General features: G+C 50.9%; 26 protein-coding genes and 5 pseudogenes. 27 read left to right on the plus strand and 4 right to left on the minus strand.

The features are described from left to right. Positions 1 to 19: 19 nt before the first annotated feature. The gene (locus PACILC2_RS00690; RefSeq protein ID WP_062492138.1) at positions 20 to 334 is read right to left on the minus strand and encodes a hypothetical protein; all 315 of its coding nucleotides are present in this window, start codon (positions 332 to 334) and stop codon (positions 20 to 22) included. Next, a pseudogene (locus PACILC2_RS29075) lies at positions 255 to 700 on the minus strand (transposase); the annotation flags it as partial. The gene PACILC2_RS00690 and the pseudogene PACILC2_RS29075, both read right to left, overlap by 80 nt. A 747-nt stretch (positions 701 to 1,447) precedes the next feature. On the opposite strand from PACILC2_RS29075, the pseudogene PACILC2_RS29080 reads away from it, so the two are divergent. Both PACILC2_RS29080 and PACILC2_RS00710 read left to right on the plus strand, forming a co-directional pair. Beyond that, positions 1,448 to 1,679 (plus strand): annotated as a pseudogene (locus PACILC2_RS29080) (YdeI/OmpD-associated family protein); the annotation flags it as partial. 337 nt (positions 1,680 to 2,016) lie between these two features. Next, positions 2,017 to 2,742 carry an MBL fold metallo-hydrolase gene (locus tag PACILC2_RS00710; protein WP_213526815.1) on the plus strand — a complete coding sequence of 242 codons (726 nt, stop codon included), beginning with the start codon at positions 2,017 to 2,019 and terminating at the stop codon, positions 2,740 to 2,742. Between the two features lie 9 nt (positions 2,743 to 2,751). Here the strand turns inward: PACILC2_RS00710 and PACILC2_RS00715 are convergent, their stop codons facing one another. After that, the gene (locus PACILC2_RS00715) at positions 2,752 to 3,282 is read right to left on the minus strand and encodes a YfiT family bacillithiol transferase (protein WP_213526817.1); all 531 of its coding nucleotides are present in this window, start codon (positions 3,280 to 3,282) and stop codon (positions 2,752 to 2,754) included. A 135-nt stretch (positions 3,283 to 3,417) separates the two neighbouring features. On the opposite strand from PACILC2_RS00715, the gene PACILC2_RS00720 reads away from it, so the two are divergent. Then, positions 3,418 to 4,404, plus strand: coding sequence for an aldo/keto reductase (locus tag PACILC2_RS00720; protein WP_213526819.1), 987 nt, complete (start codon positions 3,418 to 3,420; stop codon positions 4,402 to 4,404). A 6-nt stretch (positions 4,405 to 4,410) separates the two neighbouring features. Here PACILC2_RS00720 and msrC read toward each other — a convergent pair. Continuing rightward, positions 4,411 to 4,889: pseudogene (gene msrC / locus PACILC2_RS00725) on the minus strand (free L-methionine (R)-S-oxide reductase MsrC). Positions 4,890 to 5,430: 541 nt separating this feature from the next. Here msrC and PACILC2_RS00735 point away from each other — a divergent pair. From PACILC2_RS00735 to PACILC2_RS00845, 24 genes and pseudogenes are all read left to right on the plus strand, one after another. Then, entirely contained in the window at positions 5,431 to 5,733 is a 303-nt protein-coding gene (locus tag PACILC2_RS00735) for a hypothetical protein (protein WP_062492151.1), read from the plus strand. A 102-nt stretch (positions 5,734 to 5,835) separates the two neighbouring features. Further along, on the plus strand, positions 5,836 to 6,348 hold the full coding sequence (locus PACILC2_RS00740) for a hypothetical protein (RefSeq protein ID WP_213526821.1): 513 nt from the start codon (positions 5,836 to 5,838) through the stop codon (positions 6,346 to 6,348). After that, the gene (locus tag PACILC2_RS00745) at positions 6,312 to 7,043 is read left to right on the plus strand and encodes a glycosyltransferase (protein ID WP_213526823.1); all 732 of its coding nucleotides are present in this window, start codon (positions 6,312 to 6,314) and stop codon (positions 7,041 to 7,043) included. The genes PACILC2_RS00740 and PACILC2_RS00745 overlap by 37 nt, the downstream gene beginning before the upstream one ends. After that, a complete protein-coding gene (locus PACILC2_RS00750) occupies positions 7,013 to 7,177 on the plus strand; it encodes a hypothetical protein (RefSeq protein WP_213526825.1) in 165 nt (54 codons plus the stop codon). The genes PACILC2_RS00745 and PACILC2_RS00750 overlap by 31 nt, the downstream gene beginning before the upstream one ends. A gap of 100 nt (positions 7,178 to 7,277) precedes the next feature. Continuing rightward, positions 7,278 to 8,303 carry a LacI family DNA-binding transcriptional regulator gene (locus tag PACILC2_RS00755; protein ID WP_213526827.1) on the plus strand — a complete coding sequence of 342 codons (1,026 nt, stop codon included), beginning with the start codon at positions 7,278 to 7,280 and terminating at the stop codon, positions 8,301 to 8,303. Positions 8,304 to 8,435: 132 nt separating this feature from the next. Beyond that, positions 8,436 to 9,806, plus strand: a complete 1,371-nt coding sequence (locus PACILC2_RS00760; protein WP_213526829.1) for an ABC transporter substrate-binding protein — start codon at positions 8,436 to 8,438, stop codon at positions 9,804 to 9,806. Positions 9,807 to 9,852: 46 nt separating this feature from the next. Further along, positions 9,853 to 10,755: a carbohydrate ABC transporter permease gene (locus PACILC2_RS00765; protein WP_062492159.1), complete on the plus strand. Its 903-nt coding sequence runs from the start codon at positions 9,853 to 9,855 to the stop codon at positions 10,753 to 10,755. A 15-nt stretch (positions 10,756 to 10,770) separates the two neighbouring features. Continuing rightward, positions 10,771 to 11,589 (plus strand): carbohydrate ABC transporter permease, encoded by an 819-nt coding sequence (locus PACILC2_RS00770; protein WP_062492161.1) that lies wholly within the window; start codon positions 10,771 to 10,773, stop codon positions 11,587 to 11,589. A gap of 151 nt (positions 11,590 to 11,740) precedes the next feature. Further along, positions 11,741 to 13,153, plus strand: coding sequence for a class I mannose-6-phosphate isomerase (locus PACILC2_RS00775; protein ID WP_213526831.1), 1,413 nt, complete (start codon positions 11,741 to 11,743; stop codon positions 13,151 to 13,153). Continuing rightward, positions 13,102 to 13,401: a hypothetical protein gene (locus tag PACILC2_RS00780; RefSeq protein WP_213526833.1), complete on the plus strand. Its 300-nt coding sequence runs from the start codon at positions 13,102 to 13,104 to the stop codon at positions 13,399 to 13,401. The genes PACILC2_RS00775 and PACILC2_RS00780 overlap by 52 nt, the downstream gene beginning before the upstream one ends. 144 nt (positions 13,402 to 13,545) lie before the next feature. Next, on the plus strand, positions 13,546 to 14,316 hold the full coding sequence (locus PACILC2_RS00785; protein ID WP_213526835.1) for an ROK family protein: 771 nt from the start codon (positions 13,546 to 13,548) through the stop codon (positions 14,314 to 14,316). 22 nt (positions 14,317 to 14,338) lie between these two features. Then, a complete protein-coding gene (locus tag PACILC2_RS00790) occupies positions 14,339 to 15,019 on the plus strand; it encodes an SGNH/GDSL hydrolase family protein (protein WP_213526837.1) in 681 nt (226 codons plus the stop codon). Between the two features lie 112 nt (positions 15,020 to 15,131). Beyond that, the gene (locus tag PACILC2_RS00795) at positions 15,132 to 16,688 is read left to right on the plus strand and encodes an MGH1-like glycoside hydrolase domain-containing protein (RefSeq protein WP_213526839.1); all 1,557 of its coding nucleotides are present in this window, start codon (positions 15,132 to 15,134) and stop codon (positions 16,686 to 16,688) included. Between the two features lie 39 nt (positions 16,689 to 16,727). Continuing rightward, positions 16,728 to 18,299 carry a sugar phosphorylase gene (locus tag PACILC2_RS00800; protein ID WP_213526841.1) on the plus strand — a complete coding sequence of 524 codons (1,572 nt, stop codon included), beginning with the start codon at positions 16,728 to 16,730 and terminating at the stop codon, positions 18,297 to 18,299. Then, positions 18,278 to 18,460 carry an alpha-glucosidase C-terminal domain-containing protein gene (locus tag PACILC2_RS29085; protein ID WP_504739374.1) on the plus strand — a complete coding sequence of 61 codons (183 nt, stop codon included), beginning with the start codon at positions 18,278 to 18,280 and terminating at the stop codon, positions 18,458 to 18,460. The genes PACILC2_RS00800 and PACILC2_RS29085 overlap by 22 nt, the downstream gene beginning before the upstream one ends. A gap of 36 nt (positions 18,461 to 18,496) precedes the next feature. Continuing rightward, complete coding sequence (locus PACILC2_RS26090; protein WP_213526843.1) at positions 18,497 to 19,291, plus strand: glycerate kinase; 795 nt, start codon at positions 18,497 to 18,499, stop codon at positions 19,289 to 19,291. After that, positions 19,288 to 19,638, plus strand: a complete 351-nt coding sequence (locus PACILC2_RS29090) for a glycerate kinase (RefSeq protein ID WP_213526845.1) — start codon at positions 19,288 to 19,290, stop codon at positions 19,636 to 19,638. Before PACILC2_RS26090 ends, PACILC2_RS29090 begins: the two co-directional genes overlap by 4 nt. Positions 19,639 to 19,878: 240 nt before the next feature. After that, positions 19,879 to 20,076: pseudogene (locus PACILC2_RS00815) on the plus strand (RNA polymerase subunit sigma-70); the annotation flags it as partial. Between the two features lie 281 nt (positions 20,077 to 20,357). Next, complete coding sequence (locus PACILC2_RS00820; protein ID WP_213526902.1) at positions 20,358 to 20,633, plus strand: hypothetical protein; 276 nt, start codon at positions 20,358 to 20,360, stop codon at positions 20,631 to 20,633. A gap of 57 nt (positions 20,634 to 20,690) precedes the next feature. Continuing rightward, a complete protein-coding gene (locus PACILC2_RS00825) occupies positions 20,691 to 21,077 on the plus strand; it encodes a type II toxin-antitoxin system VapC family toxin (RefSeq protein ID WP_213526847.1) in 387 nt (128 codons plus the stop codon). A gap of 328 nt (positions 21,078 to 21,405) precedes the next feature. Further along, the gene (locus tag PACILC2_RS00830; protein WP_244863131.1) at positions 21,406 to 21,729 is read left to right on the plus strand and encodes a hypothetical protein; all 324 of its coding nucleotides are present in this window, start codon (positions 21,406 to 21,408) and stop codon (positions 21,727 to 21,729) included. A gap of 138 nt (positions 21,730 to 21,867) precedes the next feature. Further along, positions 21,868 to 22,083 carry a hypothetical protein gene (locus PACILC2_RS00835; RefSeq protein ID WP_213526849.1) on the plus strand — a complete coding sequence of 72 codons (216 nt, stop codon included), beginning with the start codon at positions 21,868 to 21,870 and terminating at the stop codon, positions 22,081 to 22,083. Positions 22,084 to 22,443: 360 nt separating this feature from the next. Then, positions 22,444 to 23,286, plus strand: coding sequence for an HNH endonuclease (locus tag PACILC2_RS00840; RefSeq protein WP_244863141.1), 843 nt, complete (start codon positions 22,444 to 22,446; stop codon positions 23,284 to 23,286). A gap of 280 nt (positions 23,287 to 23,566) precedes the next feature. After that, positions 23,567 to 24,687, plus strand: a pseudogene (locus PACILC2_RS00845) (Fic family protein). Positions 24,688 to 24,744 lie beyond the last annotated feature (57 nt).

A 24,744-nucleotide genomic window follows, 5' to 3' on the forward strand; every position in this document is an offset into this window, starting at 1 on the left:
TTATTGCAAAACGCTCATTTTAATAAAAAATCATGATGAGGCTTTGTATGTTTGGGAGAAAGAAGGAATTAATTGTCGAACGGTTATACACATTGATGCCCGTATTCAGAAGAGACAGATCCGTCGGGTAGGCGATGTCCGCCGGCGCGCAGGTAGCGTCCAGCAACAGTTCCCCCTCGTTTGTCAGTTCCATCTGCCGAAGTTGCGGTTCTGCGCACTCGTCCGTTGCTGCGGCCGCCCCGTTGCCAGGCTTAATCGTAGTCATTGTCCGAAGAATCATTCGCTTCACTCGACTTACGCGCTTCTTCCAGAGCGATCCAATCATTGACTTCATCGAGGATTTCCCCGCCCAGCCGCTTGCGAAAGTGTGTCATGAGTGAATGGTGAAACGGGCGACGGTACTGGTATTCGGGCAGACCGAGGAAGTACTGCAGATACGGGTTCTCCAGAATCTGACGAAGCGTCTCACGATCATCGGTGCCCAGCCGCTCCTGGATGATCAGGGCGCCGAGAGCGACACGGATTCGATACAGCCTTCTGACCCTTGAGACTCAAAGTTCTTCGCATACTTCTCTTCGAGCTTCCCCCGCGGAAACATTTGGGCGAGCAACACCCAGCGGTTATCTTCTGCGAGTTTCCCGCCAAACGGCAAAAAGAAGTCGCCTTGCATGATCATCTGGCTCTCGGTTCGCTGATACAATTTGGATGCCACCATGTGCAAGGTTTTTCGCGAGTAAGCCCCTGTTTTCCTTGCACTTGAATTCGACAAAAGAGGTCCTAAGCCCTTGTGGCTGTTGGACTTTTGATTCGCTATTTAAGAAAAGCTTACAGAGGGTTCAAGTCATGAATAACTCTCAAGTCAACATTTCACATCACTCATCGAACTTCAACAACTTGTAAGAAACTAATCGAGGCGTTTCACCGAAGTTCGATTTGTATTCTAACCAATAGGTTGTATCCAATTGAAGAACCTCAGAGTCCACCGCCCTAACCTTAACCAACCTTTCCTGACCACCTAAATTCCTAATTATGATCGTTGTTTGATCTCGATTAATGCTAATTACTTTGGCAACCTCAGCAGTATATGTAGATTTTTTCATTAGATAAACGTTCACAGTTAATGAGAATGCCAAACATACAAGCAGCGCAAAAACAATATAGCTTCTGTTTTTTTATGCATAATATCACACTACCAATAGACACTTTTTAGTATATTTTACCATATATACGAAACAAATTATAATAATAGGAAGGGGAATGGTTTATGTCTAGAAAAGTTTTGCGAGCAACGGTACTTTCAATCGTAACTGCTTTACTTCTTCCCTTATCAGCCAATGCTAATGGACCACAGCAAGATACAGACATCGTTGTTATGATAAGCGGGGAAAATCGGCACTGTCTCTCCGCTTGCCTGCGCAAAATCCGAGCAGCGATGAAAGAGCGGGATACCTTGTTACAGGATGCCCATGGTATTCTAATCCAACAAACGGAGAATGTACAGGCGGGGCGCCAGATTCGGTTCACCAATGTTCGAGAAATAGTTGAAATGGAAACCATCTTGAAAGCCTATATTCATGAAGCCGTTGAAGTTGAAAAAGCCGGTTTGGAAGTGAATTTTAAAAAGAATACAGAATTCATCATTCCTGAAGAACTTCAAAATAAATTCGATGAAATCCTCACTGTGCGTTCATTCGAACTCCTTTTTGGATCGCAGGTAACACTCAATCAAATAAGAAAGTTGCAGTATAAACACTCTATTAAAGGAGAACAGAGAATTAAGCTAACGGGACACGTTAGCTGAACAAATCGATCACCCGTGAGAGCGGTTTTTCTTTAAGCTGAAAATCAACATTGAGGATAAACATAAATCGCGAAAAAGATTATTGACAAAAATAAATTTTTATGGTATATTAAATGTTTTTATATTTACAAAAATCTTGCTTGCTGGTACAATGCGGCTGAACCCAACATCCGTTTTGAAGGAGGCATTGTACGATCGCAAGTCAAGGAATCGCCATGCTCGAGCTTTCGGCCGTCATGATGGGCCGGACCGAAACGGTCTGTCCGGCCATGGTATGGGATGACGACGGCATTGTACTGATCGATACCGGATATCCGGGCCAATACCCGTTGCTGAAGCGTGCGATTGAAGCCGAAGGGTTCTCCGTCGATCGGCTGACGAACATCATCATCACCCATCAGGATATCGATCATATCGGCAGTCTGGCCACCATACTGAAGAACGGTCCGGACGGAATCAACGTGATTGCAAGCGAGCTGGAGAAGCCGTATATACAAGGGGACAGAATGCTGCTGAAGGTTACGCCGGAGCGCATCGCGTCGGCTTTGCGTTCCATGCCGGAAGGCGTCCCGGGTGAATGGAAAGAGGCGTTCAAGCGGACGTTGGAGAATCCGCCGAAGGCACCGGTCGACAGGCTGGTGGCGGACGGGGAGGAGCTGCCGTTCGGCGGCGGGCTGACGGTCATCGAAACGCCGGGCCATACGCCGGGCCATATCAGCCTGTATCACAGGCCGAGCAAGACGCTCATCGCAGCGGATGCGATGAACGTCGCCGGAGGCGAATTGCTCGGACCCGATCCCGAACATGCAGTCGATCCCGGGCTGGCGGTCCGGTCGTTGACGAAATTTGCCGCCTTCGATATCGAGCGGGTGATTTGTTATCACGGCGGCATGTACCGCGGGGATTGCAATCGGCGAATCGCCGAATTGGCCGCGGTATAAGAGCGGCAATCACCAATTCATTCGTTCGCGCAAGCCGGTGATATGAGCGGTATGATGGCGGTTATGCCAGTCGAAGAACGCGATCGCCTTGCGCAACGTCCAGATGCCGCTGGCCGGATGGCGAAACGAACGTTCGAAGTCTTCCGGCCGCAGGCTGCGCAGGAGGACGAGCCAACGGTCATGCAGCGCGCCGTGAATCGCCAGGGACAGGCCGACCTCGGCTTCCTTCGCATCGGGGAGCAGCGCCCAGCCTTCCTCTTCGAAAGGCTTGATCACCGGCGTATCCTCCGTCAGGGCGAGCTTCGTCCGCATAAAACCGTTCATGCTGGCGTCCGCCAGATGATGCACGACCTGTTTGACCGTCCAGCCGCCTTCGCGGTACGGCGTATCGAGCTGCGGTTCGCTCAGTCCGTCGACCGCTTGCCGAAGCCGGGCCGGCGCTTCTTCGAGGCCGCGAATGAACGGCTCGACGTCGTCGCCGCCGGACGGCGGGGTGAACGGGCCGATCGGATATCGCAGCCGGTTTAGATCCAATCCCATATTTTTCATCCTCCTCGTTCGGTTTATGTTCTATCATATCAAAGGTTAAGAGAAAATTGTACTGTGCGGCTTCTCATCCGGAAGAAAATCGGGGTACAATAGATGCGATCTATAGGGGCAAAGGAGCGAATGACCATGCAATATCGTCGTCTTGGAAACAGCGGGCTGCAAGTTTCCGCATTGGGACTGGGCGCCAACGCTTTCGGAAAACGGGCGGACCGGGACACCTCGATCAGCATCATCGAGCATGCGCTGGATCGCGGCATCAATTTCATCGATACGGCGAATATATATGCGAATACCGAATCGGAAAGCATCATCGGACAGGCGCTCGCCGGAAAGCGGCACGACGTTGTGCTTGCGACGAAAGCCGGGCTGCCGCGAGGGCAAGGGCCGAACGATAGCGGCTCTTCCCGGTACCATTTGCAGCGGGAACTGGAAAACAGCCTGCGGCGCCTCCGAACCGACTGTGTCGATTTGTATCAGATCCATACCTTCGATCCGAACACGCCGCTTGACGAAACGCTGCGCACGCTGGACGACATGATCCGCTCGGGTAAGGTGCGGTATATCGGAGCGTCCAACTATGCCGCATGGGAATTGATGAAGGCGCTTGCGATCAGCGATCGCCAAGGGTATGCCCGGTATATTTCCACGCAAGTCAGCTATTCGCTCGCGGACCGTACACCCGAGCAGGAGCTGGTCCCGTTGTGCGCGGATCAGGGTGTGGGCATCATCCCTTATTTTCCGCTGGCCGGCGGCATCCTAAGCGGCAAATACGGCGCGGCGAACGGCGTGCCTGCAGGATCGAGGGCGGATACGGACCCGACATTCCGCCGGTTTCTGGATGAGAAGACGATTGCGCTCGGGGATCGGGTCGGCCGGCTGGCGGCGGAGCGCGGCTGGTCGCCAAGCGTTTTGTCGCTGGCGTGGCTGATGGACCGGCCGGCCGTCTCGACTGTCATCGTAGGCGCCACGCGCGTCGGGCAGCTGGAGGAAAATTTGAAGAGCCTGGAGATCGGACTGGATGCGGAAGTAAAAGCCGCGCTGGACGAGATGAGCGAGCCGTTCCGCTACGGCAAGCCGTTCGCGGTCTACCGGCCGCTCGTCCGGACCGAATAGGCTCTCTTACAAATGCGCAGCCAACGTGTCGCAGAATCGGGACAGATAATGCAAATCCGTCCGATCGAAACGGGCGAAACGGGGGCTGTCGATGTCCAGCACGCCGATGATGGCATTCCCGCTGCGCAGCGGGATGACGATTTCCGAGTTGGACGCGCTGTCGCAAGCGATATGGCCGGGGAACCGATGCACATCGTCGACGACAATCGGTTCTCCCCGGCTTACGGCCGTCCCGCATACGCCGCGGCCAACCGGAATCCGGACACAGGCCGGGAGCCCCTGAAACGGTCCGAGCACAAGCTGGTCTCCTTCCAATAAATAAAATCCGACCCAATTGATATCGTCCAAAATTGACCGAGCAGCGCCGCGGCGTTGGCCAGATTGGCGATGCGGTTGGTCTCGTCCTCGATCAGACCGGTCAACTGGCGGAGCAGCAATTCGTATTGCTCCTCGCGCGTGCCGGCATAGGGTTGCTTCCTGAACATATCTTTTCCGCACCTCCAAAGCGGTTCAAAGGACGGTCGTAGTCGGCGACAATCACCTGTTCGAGTCCTAATCACGCGATTTTGCCGGATACCCCGGTCATTTGGATTCGATCATATGACGGATATTCCGATGTGTCAAGCGGGTTTGACGGAAAGCGGTCAAACCTTCACAGGATAAGGGAAGTCCAAATATTTCGTATTTCTTGCGCCGTCTCTTTGTTCAGTATGGATTGAAGCGGCGATTCCCCGCAGTATGGTTTCAGGAGATCCAGAGCCAACGGATTCGTTGTTCATGAATACTTGTCATGCCGAATAGTTTGTCATATGGTTACGACCGTCTCCGGTTTATTAAACCGGTATTTATCGGGGATACGATTCGAGTCAAGGTAACGGCAAAAGACCAAGAAGGACCATCCCGAGCGTCAAGGACAGGTGAATCGTTAGCGAACTCGTTGAGGTGATCAATCAGCGTGACGAGACCGTGCTGGCTTGCGAGCATCTGCTTATCGTAAATAAACAGCCTGTTACGGAGGGATGACACATGCATGACCATATGGAAAAGGCGTGGCTGGACCTGGATTACGCGCCGAAATTGCCGAGGGACAAGACGCGGGGAATCGGGATCGTCGGTGCCGGCGCCATTGTGCAAGCTTGCCACTTGCCTGCCTATCGTATGGCGGGGTTGAACGTGGTCCCTCTGACCCCAAGCGAATTGGAAGACGCATTCCGGTCATTGAAAGAAAAACCGGTTCGCGAATCGCAAGAAAAGCAGGACTTGATCCTGTTGAAGCAAAAGCTGCAGGAAAGCATCCCGATCCTGAAGGAAAGGAAACACAATAATTAAGCTCGAGCTTTAATGTTTTGCAATCCAAAGACTTTTCTTTCGGAGTTGTCTGTTGTAAAATCAAAAATGCTAACGATGGCAAAAAAGAGAGGTCAGAAAACGATGAACATTGCGCTTTGCCATTTTCGGGTCGGGGAAACGGACGGCGTTTCGCTGGAAATGGAAAAATGGAAAAAAGTATTGGAAGACATGGGGCATAACGTGTTTTTGCTGGCGGGAAGCCTGGGCGAACAGGAAGGAATCGAGATCGACGAATTGCATTATCGACATCCGCTCAACGATAAGCTTGTCCTTAACGCCTATGAACGGCTGCAGGATTATGAAACGGAAGAGCAATTCCGCCGCGAGGTGTTTGCATACGCGGCGAAAATCGAAGAATCGTTGATCCGGGCGATCGATCGTTACGAACTGGATGTTCTCGTGCCGAACAATATCTGGTCGCTCGGCTGGGGCTTGTCGGCCGGCGCCGCATTTGCGGCCGCCGTCAGGAAACGCCGGATCAAGGCGGTTGCGCATCATCATGATTTTACTGGGAACGCGCAAAGTACAGCCATCCGACCAATGAAACCGTCAAGCAATTGCTGGACGAGGTTTTCCCGCCGCGCGACGGCTTGATCCGCCATGTCACGATCAACCAGATCGCCCGAAAGGAATTAAGCCTTCGAAAAGGACTGGATTCTCATGTCGTTCCGAACGTTTTCGATTTTCACGCTCCTTTGTGGAGGACGGATGAATACAATTACGATTTTCGCGAGCGGTTCGGCATCGGCGAAAATGACATCCTGCTACTGCAAGCGACGCGGATTACGGAACGAAAGGCGATCGAGCTGGCGATCGATGTCGCGGCCACCTTGCAGCGGCCGGAGTTTAGAGCGCGGTTATCCGGACAGCGCTTGTATAACGGAAAAACATTCGGAGACGACAGTCAAATCGTGCTGGCGCTTGCGGGAATGCCGGAAGCCGGCGAGAACTATATCCCGGCCTTGATCAAGAAAGCGGAGCTGGAAAACGTCAGGCTGGTCTTCGTCAACGATAACATCCAGGCAACCCGTTCCGTTCAAAACGGAATCAAAAACTACTCGTTGTGGGACGCCTATGTGCATGCCGACCTGATCACTTATCCGAGTATCCTTGAGGGCTGGGGAAATCAATTGCTGGAAGCCTTGTTCGCGAAAAACCGATCGTTCTCTACGAATATCCGGTTTATGAGACGGATATCAAACCTTTGGGCCTCCAGGTTATCTCCCTTGGAAATGCCCATGAAACGGGAACGGACGGCTTGGTGCAAGTCGACGGGCAGAAAGTGGTGAAAGCGGCAGAAGCGTGCCTGCGCGTGCTGTTGGACCCGGAATATCGCAACCGGATGGTGGAGCACAATTTCCGAATCGCCGAAAAACATTGGTCTTATCCGGCGCTTGCGGAACATTTGGCGAAATTGTTTTAAACGCGCAATTTGATGCGATCGATTGCCTTGACACACGAAAAGAAACCGGATACAATGATTTTGCTAACGATAGCAAAAGATGAATTCGGGGATGTTCGAGATGGATAAAAACCTGACAATCAATGATATCGCAAAACTGGCGGGGGTTTCCGTAAGGACCGTTTCAAGAGTGCTGAACCATGACCCCAAGGTCAAACGCTCTACGCGCGAACTCGTGCAGAAGGTCATTGATGAAACCGGTTTTGAAGCGAACATCCTGGCAAGAGGGTTGCGGGCAAAACGGACGAATACGTTGATTGTGTTTGTCGCCCAGCATGAGGATCATTACTGGGGGGCGTTTCACAACGAGATTCTTTCCGAAATGATGAAGGAGGCAAAACGGCGCAATTATCGCCTGGTGATCTCATCTTCGTCCGCCGAGAACTACAAGGATGACGTCAATGACGGTTTCTACATGCTGAAACACGGGATGGCCGACGGCGCCGTCATGTTCGATATTATGAAAGGGGACCCCCGGACCGCTTATTTGCGGAAAAAGAAAATCCCGTTTGTCATTATCGGTAAGGACCTGGATTATTTCGACACCTCCTATGTGGATTTGGACAACCGTTACGCCGGGTTTTTGGGCGCCCAATACCTGGTCTCGAAGGGACGAAAACGAATCGCGTTTTTGGTCGGCAATGAGGAGTTCAACAACAACCCCGACCGGGCTGCAGGCTTTTTCGAGTTTTTCCAAACCCGTGAAGCGATGGAGAAGAACGCTGTCGGGAAAGCGATTACGGGCGTGGGCAGCATCCGTGCCGCTTACGAGAAATCGAGGATGCTGTTGACCGGGCCCGCAGATGAACGGCCGGACGCGATCTTCGTATCCGGCGACGAACGCGCGCTTGGCGCTTACAGGGCGATCCAGGAATTGGGCTTGAAAATTCCCGACGATGTCGCGGTAATGGGGATTGATAATATCCGGATGGGGGAGTACTATCATCCGCCCATCACGACGATTGACCAGTCGATTCCCGCGTTTGTGGAAAATGCTTTTGATATTTTGTTCAAGCAGCTGGAAAACGGCAGCCACGGCAGGCGCGTGCTGATTACACCGGTCATCAAGGAACGCGGATCGGTCTGAATCTTTTTGCGCCAAAAATGCCAACGATGGCAAAACAGATCAATCCCAAGCGTCTTGCATCATTCCGGTGCAAGCACGCTTGATGATTGAATAGCTCTTGCAAGGGCATTTATTTTCAAGGAGGGTACTGCAATGAAAAAGAGAAGTTGGCTTCATGTGTGTCAGATTTTGCTGCTGAGCATCGTCCTGGTTGCTTGCGGCAACACGAACAATGCGGGGGATGCCGGAACCGTGTCGGGAGATTCCAGCACCGAAACCGGCGATTCCGGCAAAGTCACGACGATCAAGATGCAAATCGCCTGGGCAAGCGATTCCGGGCGCGGAAAAGCGATCAGAGAAATTCTGGATGAGTTTGAAGCGCAAAATCCGGATATTAAAGTCGAAATGCTGGGCGGCATCCAGTACGGTCAGAAACTGCTCACGCAGATCCTTAGCGGCCAAGCTCCGGAAGTGCTGCAAGTCTCTTACGGCGAAGTGAAAGCGTTAGCTTCGCAAGGCGCCTTCATCGATTTGACGGAAGATTTTGCGGCGAATGAAAGCAACTATGTGCCGGAAATTTGGCAACTGGCCTTAACGGACGGCAAACTGTACGGCTTGCCGTGGCTCGGTCACACGATTCAACTGGTTTACAATAAAACGATGTTCGAAGAAGCCGGCATCACGAAACCGCCTGCCACTTGGGAAGAGCTATATGAAGTCGCCAAAGCTTTGACGGTGGACAAGAACGGGGACGGAAAACCGGACCAATTCGGGATTGGCCTCTCGGGTAAACAAGGGCCGGATTTGACCTGGATGTACGGCATGTTCGCGGCGCAAGCCGGAGCCAAACTGGTGGAGGAAGACGGAAACGGCGGATACAAAGTGGCGCTCAATTCGCCCGAAGGCAAACAGGCGCTGGAATTTTACACCAAACTGTTGAAAGAAACGTCCCCGCCGGATTCCTTGAATAAGGACGGCGGCGGGGTTATGGCGGACTTCCGAAATCAGGTCGTGGCCATGGAATTGCAAGGCCCCTGGGGCGTGCCGGATGTCTGGAAAGCGGGCAGTCCGTTTGAGGTCGGCGTGGCGGAAGTGCCGGCAGGTCCGGCCGGTAAAGCGACCGAAGTGACGGCGTACCTGTTGTCCATCCCGGACGGCGTAGAGGGCGAAAAGCTGGAAGCATCGAAAAAACTGATCGAGTTCCTCGGATCCAAACCGGCGCAAGAACAGATCATGAAAGGCGAAGTCGGGGAAGACGGCAATTATTATCCGTTCCGGATTCCGATTCGCAACGACATGGAAGACACGCAATATTTCAAGGAACATCCCGAATTTCTGGTTTACCAAAAAGGCCTGAGCTATCCGTTCACGCTCGTTCCGATCCCGGAATGGCAGCAAGTGAGCGACGAAATTTATCAAAGCGCTTTGAATCAGGTCGTCTCGGGAAGGATGTCGGCAGAAGAAGGATTGAAGCTGATCGAAAAATGGGTAACGAAATTCTTGCGAAATAAAAAACAGGATTGAGGGAGCGCCTGTGGAAATCGGGCGCTTCCTAACTACGGAGGATAATATGCGATTCCTAAAAAGACATCTCGGCGACCTGAGTGCATATGTGTTTATATTGCCGTCCTTTGTCATCCTGGGATTGTTTCTGGTTTATCCGGTCATTTGGTCGATTATTGCCAGCTTCAAGGATATTCCGCCCATCGCATTGCGAAGGTCGGGTTTGTTCAGTATTCCCGGCGAAGTGGTCGGTTTCAAACATTATGCCGACGCCTTGCAAAACTCGTTGTTTATCAAGGCTGTGTTTAACACGCTTTATTTTTCGGTCATCTATATTCCGATTACGATGTTCGGTTCCGTTTTCCTGGCCATGCTCGTCAACAAAGCGTTGCCTGGAACGAACTTTTTTCGGTCTGTTTTCTTTATCCCTTACATCATTTCCGTCGTCAGCGCGAGTCTGATTTTCATGTTTCTGTTCAACGGAGACAGGGGGCTCGTCAATGCGCTGCTATCGAATTTCGGAATTGCCGGTCCGAATTGGCTGGCCAGCACGCTCTGGGCGATGCCCGTCATCGCGATTATGTCGTGCTGGAGAAACATGGGGTATTACATGCTAATCTATCTGTCCGGCTTGCAGAACATTTCGAAAGATTTGTACGAAGTAGCCGACGTGGAAGGCGCGAACGGGTTCCAAAAATTCAGGTACATCACCTGGCCTTTGCTCGGCAGAATTTCCCTGGTCGTCATGATTTTGCTGATGATCAATTCCTTGAACGTCTTCCAGGAAGTCTACATTATGACCGGCGGCGGACCGAGCGACTCGACCGTAACCCTTCCTTTCCTGATATTTAATCGCGCGTTCAAATACTATGAATTCGGACCGGCGGCGGCAATTTCCTATTTATTATTCATCGTGGTGGTTATCGTGACAGTTATCCAGAAAAGCATCGTAAACAAAAGATTAGGGTAAGGAGGGAACATGAATATGAACGCCTCGAAAGTTGCGCAAACGATCGTTTTGTGGACAATCGGAATTTTGTTCCTCCTGCCCCTTTACTGGCTATTCGTATCGAGTTTGAAAAGCGACTCGGAAATTACCCGATTTCCGCCCACCTATTGGCCGGAAACGTTTGTATGGAGCAATTTTCCGGAAATTTGGGAACAGCTTAACTTCCATGTTTCGTTCTCGAATTCCTTTATCGTTTCAGTACCGACCGTGTTCCTTACCGTTCTGTTTTCCAGCATGGCGGGTTACGCGTTTTCCAAGAAACGGTTTCTAGGAAGAGAGGCGCTTTTTACCTTTTTGATCGCGACCATGACCGTTCCTCCGACCGTTCTCTTGCTTCCTCTTTATTTCATTATTACGAAGATGGGCATGTTCGACTCGTTGATCGGCTTGATCATTCCGTTCTCCGTAACGGTATTCGCCATCTTTTTTACGAAGCAGTATATCGACGATATTCCGACCGATATGCTCGAAGCGGCCAAAGTTGACGGCAGCGGCGATTTTCGCACGTTTTTTACTATCATTATCCCGCTCATTCGTCCGGCGTTAACGGCGCTCATTATCATCGACTTCGTGCAAAACTGGAACTCGTTCACGATGCCGCTGGTCTTGCTGCAGAGCGAAGACAAATTTACGATTCCGCTCAAGCTGGCGCTTATGTCGCAAGACACAGTCGCTACGCCGTGGTCCAAAATATTGGCGGCGAATTTGCTGTCCCTTATGCCTGTGCTGATTCTGTTTCTGGCCATGCAGAAGCATTTCGTGGCGGGACTGATGGCCGGTTCCGTGAAAGGGTAAATATTGGAGAGATAGAGGAGAGAGCCATATGTTTAACAAACGTCCCCTGAATTTGGTTCGTGATCCGAAATATCGAGATTGTATTCAAGCCGGTTACGACGCTTTCCTATCAATCATTGACAGGAGATTGGGAGATTCGGAAACAAAACGTTTGATCGTGGCCATCGACGGGACGCACGGCGTGTCGTTTGAACGGCTTCGGGAGGCTTTGGAAAATTTCTATGCCCATGAAGAAATCGGCTTTATCGAATCGCAGTCTTACTTGAAACCGGAAACGCAAATCAAGGAGCATTTCAAGGAAAACATTACGGACAACCGTGCTTTTGGCCGCAAAACGAACGAAGGGATTGAAAGCTATTTTCAACCGGAAGCGAGAAAGCTTGTTCGGGCGCAACTCGAAATCGAATCGGCCAAACATCGATTGACTGTCGTGCTGGGCACGGGTGCGCACTGGCTGAGTCAAGATGCGGCCGATCTTCGTTTTTTCGCGGACATTTCCAGGGAACTTCAACAAATCAAGCATAAGGCGGGCATGAACAATTTCGGCGGCCTGACGGGGCTGGATACGGTGGAGAAATATAAAGTGGCTCTCTTTGTCGAATGGCCGATCCTGGAAACGTACCGAAAACGCCATTTGCATGAAATGGATTACTACATCGACATGAACACGGAAGATGAACCGAAAACAGCTGGCGTTTCGGATTTGCTGGGCATGATGAAGGATATCAGCAACTATCCGCTCCGGGTAAAACCGTTTTTTGCCCCGGGCGTCTGGGGCGGGCAGTATTTGAAACAGCTGGCCGACTTGCCGGCGGACATGCCGAACTGCGCCTGGAGTTTCGAGCCGATCGCCCCGGAGAACTCAATTCTCATTGCGCAAAGCGGCGTCGTCATGGAAATCCCCTTTTTGCTGGTCATGATGACGGGTTACAAAGAAATTTTGGGACAACGGATCGTGGATTTGTTCCATGACTATTTCCCGATCCGCTTTGACTATCTGGATACGATCGACGGGTCCAATCTTTCCATCCAGGTGCACGGCAAACGGGATTTCCTGCGGAAACAGTTCAATGAATTTATGGAACAGCAGGAATCGTACTACATTATGGAAAAGCGCCCGGGCTCGAAAGTTTACCTGGGCTTTACGGAGTCCGCCGGGAAAGAATCGTTCCTGTCCGCCGTTCGGACTGCGCAAGATTCCGGCATACCGTTTGATTACACCGAACACGTCCAGGAGTGGGATTGCGAAAAAGGCGACCTGTTCCTGATTCCGACGGGCACCGTTCATGCATCGGGGAAAGACAATCTCGTCCTGGAGATTTCCTCTACGACCTGGTGGTTTACATTCAAAATCTATGATTACGTGCGAAAGGATTCGGACGGCAAGCCGAGACCGATCAATATCGATTGGGCCGAGGAAAATATCGACTTCGAGAAAAAACCGGCTGGGTCAGACAAAATCTTATTCCGCAGCCGCAGCTTGTCCGCGAGCAGGGAGAAAATCGGGAATACTTGCTCGGCAAGCGGGACGACCTGCTGTTTATCGTATACCGCATCCACCTGACGGACGAATTTGTCGACGATACAAACGGAGAATTCATGATGCTCAATCTTGTCGAAGGCGAACATGTCCGCATCGTCTCCTGCGAGGATGAATCGGTATTCGTGGAATTGCGCTACGCGGAGTCTTATATTTTGCCTTCTGTGTTCGGACGTTTCAAGATCATCAATCTGGGCGAACGGCCGTGCAAAATAATCAAAGCGGGCGTCTATCCGGACTGGAATGAGCGATTGGTCGATGAGCGCGTATGAGCTGGCGTTTGACATAGGCGGGACGTTTATCAAATCGGCCGTATTGGACGAACGGGGAACAGTGCTTGCGAGTACGCTGGATGTTTTCCTTCCCGGTCCAAACAGTCGAAAGAAGAAATCCTGGACCATCTGGCCGCCCTATGTGTGCTTCAGGCCGGCAAAATCGCCGGCCCCGAAGCGCGGTTATCGGGGGCAGGGTTTGCGTTTCCGGGACCGTTCGACTATGAAAACGGCATTTGTTATATCGCAAACGGCGATAAATTTGAGTCGCTGTACGGCGTGAATGTGCGCAACGAGCTGCTTGCCCGCTTGTCCAAGCCGCCGTTCAGGAACAAATTGACAGAGGATTTTACGATCGCGTTCGAAAACGACGCGGGGCTGTTTGCGTTGGGGGAATGGTCGGCGGGATCGGCGAAACCGTTCCGCCGTTGCATCTGTATCACGATCGGCACCGGCACCGGTTCCGCTTTTCTCGAAAACGGCGTGCTGGTCAAACATCGCGCGGACGTTCCGGCCAACGGCTGGCTGTACAATCAGCCATTCGAAGGCGGCGTGGTTGACGAGCATATTTCCCGGCGGGGCATTTTGCGGCTCGCCCGCCAATTCGGATTTGGAGAAGAAACGGACGTCGATCAACTGGCCGCCGAAGCGCTGGCGGGAAGCGCCCCGGCAAAACGGCTGTTCGAAACGTTTGGCGAACGTTTGGGACGGATGCTTGCGCCTTACGCGGTGCAATTTCAGGCTGACGGCATCGTGGTCGGAGGCCAGATTGCCAAAAGCCATTCGTTATTCGACAAGTCCGTCAGACGAACGATTTCTCCAAACGAGATCCGGATCGTTTATTCGGAAAACAGTTCGAACAGCGTGTATTCGGGCATTCACGCTTTATTGCGGCAGAAAAGGCCGGCGAAATAGGAGGGAAACCGATGGGGAAAAATTGAAATTGGCTTGTCTTGGCGATTCCATGGTCGCTTTTTGGGGAAAGGACATGCCGGAACTGCGCGATCGCCTGGAAAGCGGTTTTCCCGGGCACGCGTTTGAGCTGTTTAATTTTGGCGTCAGCGGAACCCGTTCCGAATACGGCATTTACCGCGTTACCCACGAATATCCCGACCCGTTCGGAAGCGGCAGCCATCCTTGCCTGTCGGCTGTCAGCCCGGACATCGTGATCGTGGAATCATTCGCCTACAATCATCGCCTGGACGGGATGCACCGGATCGGGCATTACAAACAAACGCTCGGACGTTTGGTGGATGTGATCAAGGAGACGACGCCGGCCAAGCTGCTGTTTATGGTGACCATTCCTCCGGACAAGGAAACGTTTCTGGAGAACGCTCCCGTCTACCGGGAAGTCGCTTTGGACTTGCGGCAGGAATGGGGCGAATACAGCGAAAAATATCTTTTGGCTGCGATCGATTTCGCCAAGGAGCGGCAAATTCCGCTCATCAACGTATTTGAACGCGTTCGCGGACTGGTCGCTTCGGGCACGCCGCTTCAATGGTTCATCGACCAGAACGATCATATCCATCCGAGCCGGTACGCCTACGATTGGATTGCCCGCGAGATTGTCGACGCTTTGAAAAAATACCAGGTGATTGGGGATCAATTCGAGGGATGAACATGTTGCGAAATACGACCGACAAGAATGGAAACCGGATGCTGGGCGTTTTTTCTAAAAAAAATCGTACCGGGACGATCCGCTGCTCGATTTTGCAACGGCACGGAAACGGTTGCCGGAACCGATATGCCCGAAGCGGCCGGACTATCTCGAAGCATACTGGAAAGCGTGGGAACTCGTTTTCCGGAATTCGTACACCCCTTCGCCCGAAAGCGGGTTTGTCAGCAATTTTGTCGACGCCGCGTTCAACAGCAGCATTTTTTTGTGGGATACGGTGTTCATTACGATGTTTTGCAATTTGGGGCATCCTTTTGTGCCGGGAATCCGTTCGCTGGACAATTTTTATTGCAAACAGTTTGACGACGGCGAAATTCCGAGGGAGATTGTCCGCGACACCGGGGAACCGTTCGATCGCTGGGTAAACTGGCGGCGGAAACCGCTCCATTCGTATTTTCACAACCATTACAAATTTCGCGGCCTTTTCTCAACCCAACAACCGGACTATGAAGAAATGTACAAACCGGATTTGGGAAGAACCGTAGAAAAGACGCCTTATTTGACCTTGGATAATCTGAACCATCCGCTATTGGCCTGGGCCGAACTGGAAAGTTTCAGGCAAACCGGCGATATCGAACGTTTGAAGCTGGTCTGGGAACCGCTCTACCGGTATTTTCAAGCTTTGCATTACCATTTGCGAAACCGGTTCGGGTTGTTCGTGACCGATTGGGCCAGCATGGACAACTCGCCGAGAAACGCTTATTTGGGCAGCGGCGTCGACATCAGCTGCGAAATGGTCTTGTTCGCAAACCAGTTGGCGGAAATCTGCGAATGGCTGGTTCCGGTTTACGAGGCGGAGGGCGAGTCCGAAAAAGTCCGTCAACTGCGCGCCGTTCAGACGGAAGTCTCCGGAGAGGCGGCACAGATCGCCCGGGCGATTAACCTGTACATGTGGGATTCGGCCAGCGGTTTTTATTACGATGTCACCGATAAAGGCGAGCGCGCGCCGGTAAAGACGATCGCCGCTTTCTGGGCGTTGCTGTCGGGCGTGGCCGATGCCTCGCAAGCGGAAAAACTAGTTCATTGGCTGCAGAACCCGGCTGCATTCGCCAGAACGCACCGGGTGCCCACCCTGGCGGCTGACGAAGCAAGTTACCAGCCGGGCGGCGGGTATTGGCAAGGTGCGGTATGGTCGCCGACGAACACGATGGTCATTCGCGGACTGGAAAAGTACGGGTACCGCAGCCTGGCCCGCGAGATCGCCATCGAACATTTGGACTGCGTTACGCAAGTTTATATGGAAACCGGGACGTTCTGGGAAAATTACGCGGCCGATTTCATTCAAAAAGGTGACAAGGGGAAACCCGATTTCGTCGGGTGGACGGGAATCGGTCCAATTCTTTTCCTGCTGGAATACGCCATCGGGTTGAAAGGAGATGCGACCAGGAACGAATTGGCGTGGACGCTCAATCCCGAACTGGGCGAAACGGGTTGCAGCCGCTACTGGTTTAACGGCCGGACGGTCGATTTGCGCGCGGTGCCGGAAGCGGACGGCTCATGCTCGGTGACGGCCCGAAGCGACGGACCGTTGACGCTGAAGGTCGTGCATGGGGCCAAAACCGTTTCGATTCCGTTGACCGAAGGAACCGCAACGACAATTCGGATTTCATAGCCGCAAAGTTCAAGATGGAGATGAGGAGAGAGGATTAATATGCCCATTCCTGAAGTAAAAAAGAAGAGCATGCTGGAAAAACTGGCTTTCGTGTATGGCGAGGACAAGGCGGACGCCATATTGGAACAGCTTGAAACGATTATTGCCGACCATATGGCGGCATACCGGGCTGGCGTGGCAAAACCGCATTTCGATCAAACCGACGTTGTCGTCATCACGTACGGGGATCAGATCAAAGAGGAAGGCAAACCGCCGCTGCAGAGCCTGAATGCGTTTATGGCCGAACATCTGAAAGACGCGGTATCGGCCGTCCACATCTTGCCTTTTTATCCTTATACGTCGGACGACGGTTTTTCCGTCGTCGACTATTACCAAATCAATCCGGAACTCGGCACGTGGGAAGACATCCAGTCGTTTTCGGCCAACTTTGAACTGATGTTCGATGCCGTCATCAATCACATTTCTTCGAAAAGCCCGTGGTTTCAACGCTATTTGCAGGGCGATGCGGCGTACCGGAATTATTTTATCGAAGCGGATCCGAATGCGGACTATTCCTCGGTCACGAGGCCGCGGGCTTTGCCGTTGTTGACCGAATTCGATACGGCTTATGGGAAAAAGCATCTTTGGACGACGTTCAGCGACGATCAAATCGATTTGAATTATGCCAACGAACAGGTGTTTTTGGAAATCGCCAAGCTGCTGCTTTTCTACACAAGAAAAGGAGCGCGATTGTTGCGCTTCGACGCGATAGGCTATATATGGAAAAGGCTGGGCGAGAGCTGCATTCATTTGCCTGAGGCGCATAAAATCGTTCAGCTGTTCCGCGATATTCTCGATGTCGCTTCGCCCGGCACGATCGTGATCACGGAAACGAATGTGCCTCACAAGGACAATATTTCATATTTCGGGAACGGCCATAACGAGGCGCACATGGTATACCAGTTCCCGCTGCCTCCGCTGACCCTGCATACGATGGCAACCGGAAACGTCCGTAAGCTGGCGTCCTGGGCTTCTTCGCTCGAGCCGATTTCCAAGGAAACCGCATTTTTCAATTTCCTGGCTTCGCATGACGGAATCGGGGTCGTGCCCGCAAAAGGCATCCTGAGCGATGAGGAAATCAATTATCTCGTAGAGCTCGTTCAGCGCCGGGGAGGATTCGTTTCCTACAAGCACAACGGAGACGGCACGCAAAGCCCGTACGAACTGAACATTAACTATTTCGACGCCTTATCGGATGCGGATGACGACGAGGATCGGAAAGTGAGCCGGTTTCTTGCCGCCCAAACTATCCTTCTTTCCCTTGCGGGGGTTCCCGGCATCTATGTGCACAGCCTGCTCGGTTCCAGATCCGATTTGAAAGGCGTGGAAGCCACGGGCCGATACCGCAGCATCAACCGGGAAAATTGCAGCGGGAAGCCGTCGAAGCGGCGCTACGCGATCCGGCATCCTTGCGCAGCAAAGTCTTCGGCGGTTACAAGCGGCTTTTGCAGCTGCGGCGTCAGGAAAAGGCGTTTCACCCGAACGGCGGGCAACAGGTGCTTGACGTCGGCGATTCGGTCTTCGGGCTGGTTCGCACATCGCCCGACGGTATGGAAACCGTTTATGTCCTGATCAATGTATCGGATCAAGAACAGGACGTGCAGCTTGACGTTGCCGTTTCCGCAAATTCGGGAAATCCGGCGGATCTCATTTCCGGCCGGCCTCTTTCCGCTCAGGACGGTCAAATCCGTCTCCGGCTGGCGCCTTATCAAGCCATGTGGATCAAAATTTGATCGAACCGCAACATTACTCGGGGAGGCATGCCGGTCATGAACATTTTGGTAGCGCCGGATTCGTTCAAAGGTTCGCTGACCGCGGATGAAGCGGCTTCGGCCATGGTTGAAGGAATCCTTGCCTGGAGCAATCAAGCGGTTGTGCGCAAGGTTCCGCTGTCCGACGGCGGGGAGGGATTCGTTTCGGCCCTGGTCAAAGCGAGCCGGGGGGAACTGTTTCCCGCCGTCGCCGCCGACCCGCTCGGCCGTACCGTCCAGGTGCAATACGGATGGATCGAACAGTCGCAAACGGCCATCATCGATACTGCTTCCGCTTCGGGGCTAACGCTTGTTTCGCCGGAAGAGCGGAATCCGCTTGCGGCGACCAGCTACGGAACGGGCCAACTGATCGCGGAAGCGTTGAAGCGAGGCAGCAAAACGATCGTCGTCGGTTTGGGAGGAAGCGCCGTGAACGATGGCGGTATCGGCATGGCGCAAGCGCTCGGTTTTCGTTTTTATGACGCTGACGGTTCGCCGATCCCCGTCGGGGGAAACGGCTGGCTGAATGTCTCGCGCATCGATGCCTCCGGCGTCGATCCCAGGCTGTATGCGTGCGAAATCGTGTGCGCGTGCGACGTGGAAAACCTATTGTGCGGGCCGGCGGGCGCCTCGCGCGTATTCGGCCCGCAAAAAGGAGCGGGTCCGGAAGCGGTCGAATTGCTGGATCGGGGACTGGCCCGGCTGGCCGCGGCGATCGAAAGGGATTTGGGCAAGGATATTTCCCGGTTGCCCGGCGGCGGCGCGGCAGGCGGTCTGGGAGCCGGATTCGCCGCTTTTGCAACGCCAAGTTGAAAAAAGGCATCGATTTGATTCTGGACGCCGTACAATTTGACGAAATGCTGACGACATCGGACCTCGTCCTGACCGGCGAAGGCTGCACGGACGAGCAGACGCTGCACGGCAAGGTCGTGTCAGGCGTCGCCCGGCGAGCTGCCCGTTACGGCAAACCCGTCGTCTGCCTCTCCGGCTCGCTCGCCGGGGATTACGGCCAATTGCGGGATGCCGGGGTCGCCGCCTTTTTCAGCGTCCTTCGGCGCCCGGTTTCGCCGGCGGAAGCGATGGCCGGGGAGAACGCGTATCCCGCGCTGGTTGCGGCGACCCGGGAAGTCATGCACCTGGCCGCATTGAATGTCCGCTAAATTCCGTTTTATATGCGACCAGAATCGTTCTGGTCGTTTTTTTATGCGCTTGGCAGGGATGATACCGGTCGCCCATCCGCTCCGCCCCTTCCGTTATTTCCGCTCCGGAAAATGTCGCGGCTGCGATATCCCGGCGTACAGGCACTTCTGGGCTTATGCCTACATACAATGAAGAACGGCTTCTTCGTTGCCGGAACCGGAACAGTTCCCGGCAAATTCTTCATGGGGGTGGGTGGCACGATGCCCGGATTGTTTGCCGCTATTGCTTTATTCATCAAGCAGCTGTCGTTGCTCGTTTCGTATGTGAAGAACAACGCTTTTCCGCAGCCGCTTTCCGAAGAAGAGGAATTGAAGCATCTGCAGTTGATGGCGGAGGGCAACCAGTACTCGCGCAATCTGCTCATCGAGCACAACTTGCGGCTCGTCGCGCATATTGTCAACACGTTGTGAACACGAACCGACGTCAGAAGGAGGGTCGCTTTGTGTGCAGCGGGCGGTTTGTGCGGTGAGGGTGGACAAGCCATCTGGATTGATAAGCTATTCCGAAAGAGGGCCGGCTTATCTCCTTCTGGATTTTGAGTGTGTTATGTTATACTGTTGGTAACACTACATGGACGTACCGTTATGACAAGAAGAATTGCTTCCGATAGGAGTGAAATGATATCGAAGAGCAGCGATCCATTCAAGCCGATTTTGAAGCGAATCCGGAGCTGAAATTCATGATTGAACAGAGCAGACTGGAATTTCAATCCGGCAAAGCCCTGAGTACGTCGAAAATACTGAAATATTTTGCAAATCTTAAAGTTGGTGTTTTAACCATGTCTTTGCCCAAAAAGATGGATCAAAAAACGGCTAATGAAATTCGTTCCATCTTAACGAAGATGAATATTACGCAAAGCAAAGTGAAAATCAATTTGGATAACCAAACGATTGAAGTCGAGGATGACTATTCCATTGATGACATCCTTGAGTCGGCAGGGGTTTTAACTCCGTAACAAGCTAAACGATTGACGGACGAAGTCAAGAAAATGCGCGAGGAAGAATGGAATTAAATGGATGGTTATTTACTCGATACCAATATCGCCATTGCAGCTGGTGAGCATGCCGCGTTGGATTTTGTTCGGCAAGCCAGTGACGATCGGATGTCGATTTATTTCTCCGTCATTACGGAGTGCGAAGTATTCAGCGGGTTGAAATCCGCATACCGCTTACAAGGGATCAAGCTGTTTAATTCACGAAGATGTATTGAGGTAAGTTCCAGTGTTGCCCGACTTGCCGGGGACATACGCAGGGAACAAAAGTCGAAAGGACGGAAGCTTAAAACGCCGGACACAATTATTATTGCAACTTCTATTGAGCACCAGCTTGGTCTTGTATCAAGGGACCACGATATGAGTTTTGTTCGGGAAGCATTCGGTTTGCCGCTATTCACGATTTAGCCAACCCATTGTTATTCCGCCCGGGATACAGTGGGTTTGTTTCTATATTCGGAATACCAAAAGGAGAACAGACGATCATGGTTTATCGATGCAGAATCGAACTGGATGAGATTGCCCCGAAGATTTGGAGGGAGTTTCAATTTCATCCCGATGTGACGTTTCATCAGTGACCAACTCATCGATTTGGTGAAGGCTTGTTACGGCGCCAGCAAAGATATGGAGAAGTTTCTCGCCGTAAGATTACTGGGTGATGAAGCGGTAGAGTCTCTCTTTCAAGAGTATCGCAAGAAGATTGAGAAGAAGTTTTCCCTGTTCGGGGGGTGGCAAGTTGAGACTCCAGGAAGCGGAACAAGCGATTTCGGAATTCAAGAGATTGACTGGAAATGCCAGGTACACCCTGGATTTGAAACTGATCTATGTTGAAAATGGAGTTGATTTCACCCTAAGCTACGGGGATATGGATGAACGCTTCTACTTCAGCATGATGTTCATGTATGCAGATATCATCAATCAGGTGAATGAAGATGAAACGGCCGAGTTGTTTGACGAATTCGAGGAACGCCTCGAAGCCGTGGTTTTGAAAACAGAAGGGATCGGCAGAGATTTTCATGACCATTTGGCAGAACTGCATGCACAAATCCGATGGATTTAGGGGAGCGGCATGATGCGAAGAAGGCGGAAAGAGCAGCGGATCAATCACAAAACGGAGTTCGCGGAGCAGATTGGTTGGAGTCCATTGATGTGAAGTTGATTATCGAATCATAAAGAAATGTTCGGGCAGGGGGTACCGGTGAAACGTTCTTCAAGACGGACGATGATTAAACTGTATGCTCAAGCGGTGATTTCGGAACTTCAACAATTAGGTTATCCCAACGATCAAGCCAAAGCAGTCTTTTTTCGACACTATCGGGACATGAAATGTTTATTTGGTCTTGAGCAGAATGTACGCGATTTTGCAAAGATGATTGATGATTTGAACGTGCCATGCAGAGGAAGCATGACCTGAATGATCCGAATTCAATTGCTGTTGGACATCTAAACCACTTGGCTAAAACATACATCCTTAAGCATAAAAGCAACAAATGAGCGGGATGAACAAGTCGATGCGGCGGCAGTTCAAAAAGCTGATTTCTTACTGGAAACTCTTCGAAAGAAGGTTCTAAACATACTATTTTCGATGCTGATGGTTTCAATACTCGTTATGGCAAGCTTTTGTTGATCGGGAATTATGTAAATCAAACTAAATCTAAAACAAATTGTCACTTTGTCTGCATAACGAGTTGAGGATACCGTATCATCAGATACCTTCTAATGTGATAGACGCTCGTTTACCGATACTTTATCGAGACGGTGATGAACATTGAAGATGTACGTCGGCGTTACTGATTATGATTGGTTTATGACTTTGAAGCAGGCACACTGTGATGAAGTGAATTTCTGGAAACCGGGTGGAAATACTAATTTTAAAGCTTTGGACGAAGGGGATTTATTTCTGTTTAAATTACATAGCCCTCGAGATTTTATAGTTGGCGGAGGAATATTTTTAAAGTTTTCAATATTACCTTCTTCATTAGCATGGGAAGCATTTGGAATAGCCAATGGAGCCAGAAGTTTGATTGAGTTAAATAACAGAGTCTATAAATACAAAAAGACGAATCGATTATCAGATCCGGATCCTCAAATTGGATGTATCATTTTATCAATGCCTTTTTATTTTGATGAGGATGACTGGATTCCTGTACCGGGAAACTGGAGTCGGAACATAGTCCAAGGTAAGACTTATGATACTTCCGATTATTACGGAATGCTGCTATATCAACAAGTACAGGTAAAGCTAAGTAATCAGAAAGTTAACTCATATGTAGTCAGAGAAGTTTCCATGGATAGTAGATATGGGAAAAAACAAATGATTAAACCAAGAATAGGGCAAGGTACTTTTAAGGTTCTAATTACGGATGCCTACCGTAGAAGATGTGCAATAACTGGAGAAAAAACGTTACCGGTATTAGAAGCCGCTCATATTAAACCTTATAGCCTTGATGGCCCTCATGAAATTAATAATGGGCTTCTGCTAAGAAGGGATTTTCATACTTTGTTTGATCGAGGATATATAACCATAGATAAAAATTTTACTGTTGAAGTAAGTCGCCGTATTAAAGAAGACTTTGGGAATGGTAAGGAGTATTACGCGCACCATGGCAAAAATTGATTATATTGCCGGAAAGGCGAGAACAATTGCCAGATCCAAATTATTTGGAGTGGCATAATGAGAATGTATATTTAGGGTGACTGCTCTGAAATCCTCGCCAAAGGTCGCAACTCTATGCTCGCTGTCGGTACATGCTTGCGAAAAACATTTCGTCGTGGACAAAGTCATTTTTAGCAATAAAAACACTGCAATCTCATTGTGATGCGCAGTGCTTTTTTGTTTTATAAAATTTGCGGCAAAATAGCGGCAATGATACAATGTTGTTAAGGATGGTGATTTGATGTTCAAACCCAAATATTCCATTACGGATCACATAGCTTGTAAACTCATGGACATACAACAAGCTTGTACTGTTGTTGACTTGCTCCCGTTACCTGCATCAATCTTGGATTTATTAAAAAAAGAGTCGATGGAAAAGACCGTTATTCTTTCAACGAAGATCGAAGGGAATACACTTGATGAGGCGGAAAAACGAAAGTACCTTTATAAAGACAGCAATCATGACGAGGAACAAGAAGTTTACAACTTAATGAAGGCATTGGAATACCTTGACGAAGCTGAAAAACGACAACTACCAGTCACAGAAGAGTTCATTAAAAAACTGCATGCCATCATTCGCATTTCGCACGGCCGGAGACCCCGCATTAGTGAATATCGAGAAGTGCAAAATCAGGTTGGCAGCCGGAATGCTTCCGGATTCTATCTGCCACCAGAGTGGAAGGATGTTCCTTCTTTGATGGAGGATCTGGTAGCTTGGATTAACTCGCCGGAAACCTACGCAATACCTGTCCCGATCAAAGCAGGAATCTTTATGTGGCAATTTTTGACGATCCATCCTTATATGGATGGGAATGGCCGTACCGCCCGCATGTTAGCCACTTATCTTCTTCGCCGCGGCGGGTTTGGATTAAAGGGTTTGTTTGTGCTTGAAAACTTTTACGATCGGAATATAGCAGAGTACTATCGCAGGCTCCAATTAGGGCTTCATCACAATTATTACTTCGGTCGAAATGAGGCGGATTTGACTCCATGGCTTGAGTTTTTATTGAAGGTTTGGCAGAAGTATTCCAGGAAGCTGCCGCGATTGTAGGAGAAAAATCTGCCCAAATAATGAAGGTTGAACCGGAGCTGATTCGTAAGCTAGACCCGCAACAGAGAATGGTATTTGCCCAACTCACTTTTAAGCAAAATGTTATTACAACAAGTGAGTTGCGGGAACTGCTTCGAATGTCAGATCGATCCATTAGGGAGAAAGTTAATCGCTGGCGGGAAGAAGGTTTTATCGAACCTCGAGACCAAGAAGCAAAAAGAGTTCGATCCGTAAAACTGACGAGAGAGTATGAGGAGTTAGCGCAGGAGATTCGTAAGGCACCAGAACAATTTCCGCATTTTATCAAATGATTACCGTTGGAACATATATTCGCTAACAATATCCCCTCACATTTTACGATATATAAT

This window comes from Paenibacillus cisolokensis (genome assembly GCF_018403665.1).
GTDB lineage: Bacteria > Bacillota > Bacilli > Paenibacillales > Paenibacillaceae > Paenibacillus_AH > Paenibacillus_AH cisolokensis.

Coding starts and splice junctions, on each gene's coding strand:
- PACILC2_RS00690 (WP_062492138.1), bottom strand. CDS start 334: ATGAAGTCAATGATTGGATCGCTCTGGAAGAAGCGCGTAAGTCGAGTG.
- PACILC2_RS00710 (WP_213526815.1), top strand. CDS start 2,017: ATGCTCGAGCTTTCGGCCGTCATGATGGGCCGGACCGAAACGGTCTGT.
- PACILC2_RS00715 (WP_213526817.1), bottom strand. CDS start 3,282: ATGGGATTGGATCTAAACCGGCTGCGATATCCGATCGGCCCGTTCACC.
- PACILC2_RS00720 (WP_213526819.1), top strand. CDS start 3,418: ATGCAATATCGTCGTCTTGGAAACAGCGGGCTGCAAGTTTCCGCATTG.
- PACILC2_RS00735 (WP_062492151.1), top strand. CDS start 5,431: ATGCATGACCATATGGAAAAGGCGTGGCTGGACCTGGATTACGCGCCG.
- PACILC2_RS00740 (WP_213526821.1), top strand. CDS start 5,836: ATGAACATTGCGCTTTGCCATTTTCGGGTCGGGGAAACGGACGGCGTT.
- PACILC2_RS00755 (WP_213526827.1), top strand. CDS start 7,278: ATGGATAAAAACCTGACAATCAATGATATCGCAAAACTGGCGGGGGTT.
- PACILC2_RS00760 (WP_213526829.1), top strand. CDS start 8,436: ATGAAAAAGAGAAGTTGGCTTCATGTGTGTCAGATTTTGCTGCTGAGC.
- PACILC2_RS00765 (WP_062492159.1), top strand. CDS start 9,853: ATGCGATTCCTAAAAAGACATCTCGGCGACCTGAGTGCATATGTGTTT.
- PACILC2_RS00770 (WP_062492161.1), top strand. CDS start 10,771: ATGAACGCCTCGAAAGTTGCGCAAACGATCGTTTTGTGGACAATCGGA.
- PACILC2_RS00800 (WP_213526841.1), top strand. CDS start 16,728: ATGCCCATTCCTGAAGTAAAAAAGAAGAGCATGCTGGAAAAACTGGCT.
- PACILC2_RS29085 (WP_504739374.1), top strand. CDS start 18,278: ATGGAAACCGTTTATGTCCTGATCAATGTATCGGATCAAGAACAGGAC.
- PACILC2_RS26090 (WP_213526843.1), top strand. CDS start 18,497: ATGAACATTTTGGTAGCGCCGGATTCGTTCAAAGGTTCGCTGACCGCG.
- PACILC2_RS00820 (WP_213526902.1), top strand. CDS start 20,358: ATGATTGAACAGAGCAGACTGGAATTTCAATCCGGCAAAGCCCTGAGT.
- PACILC2_RS00825 (WP_213526847.1), top strand. CDS start 20,691: ATGGATGGTTATTTACTCGATACCAATATCGCCATTGCAGCTGGTGAG.
- PACILC2_RS00840 (WP_244863141.1), top strand. CDS start 22,444: ATGTACGTCGGCGTTACTGATTATGATTGGTTTATGACTTTGAAGCAG.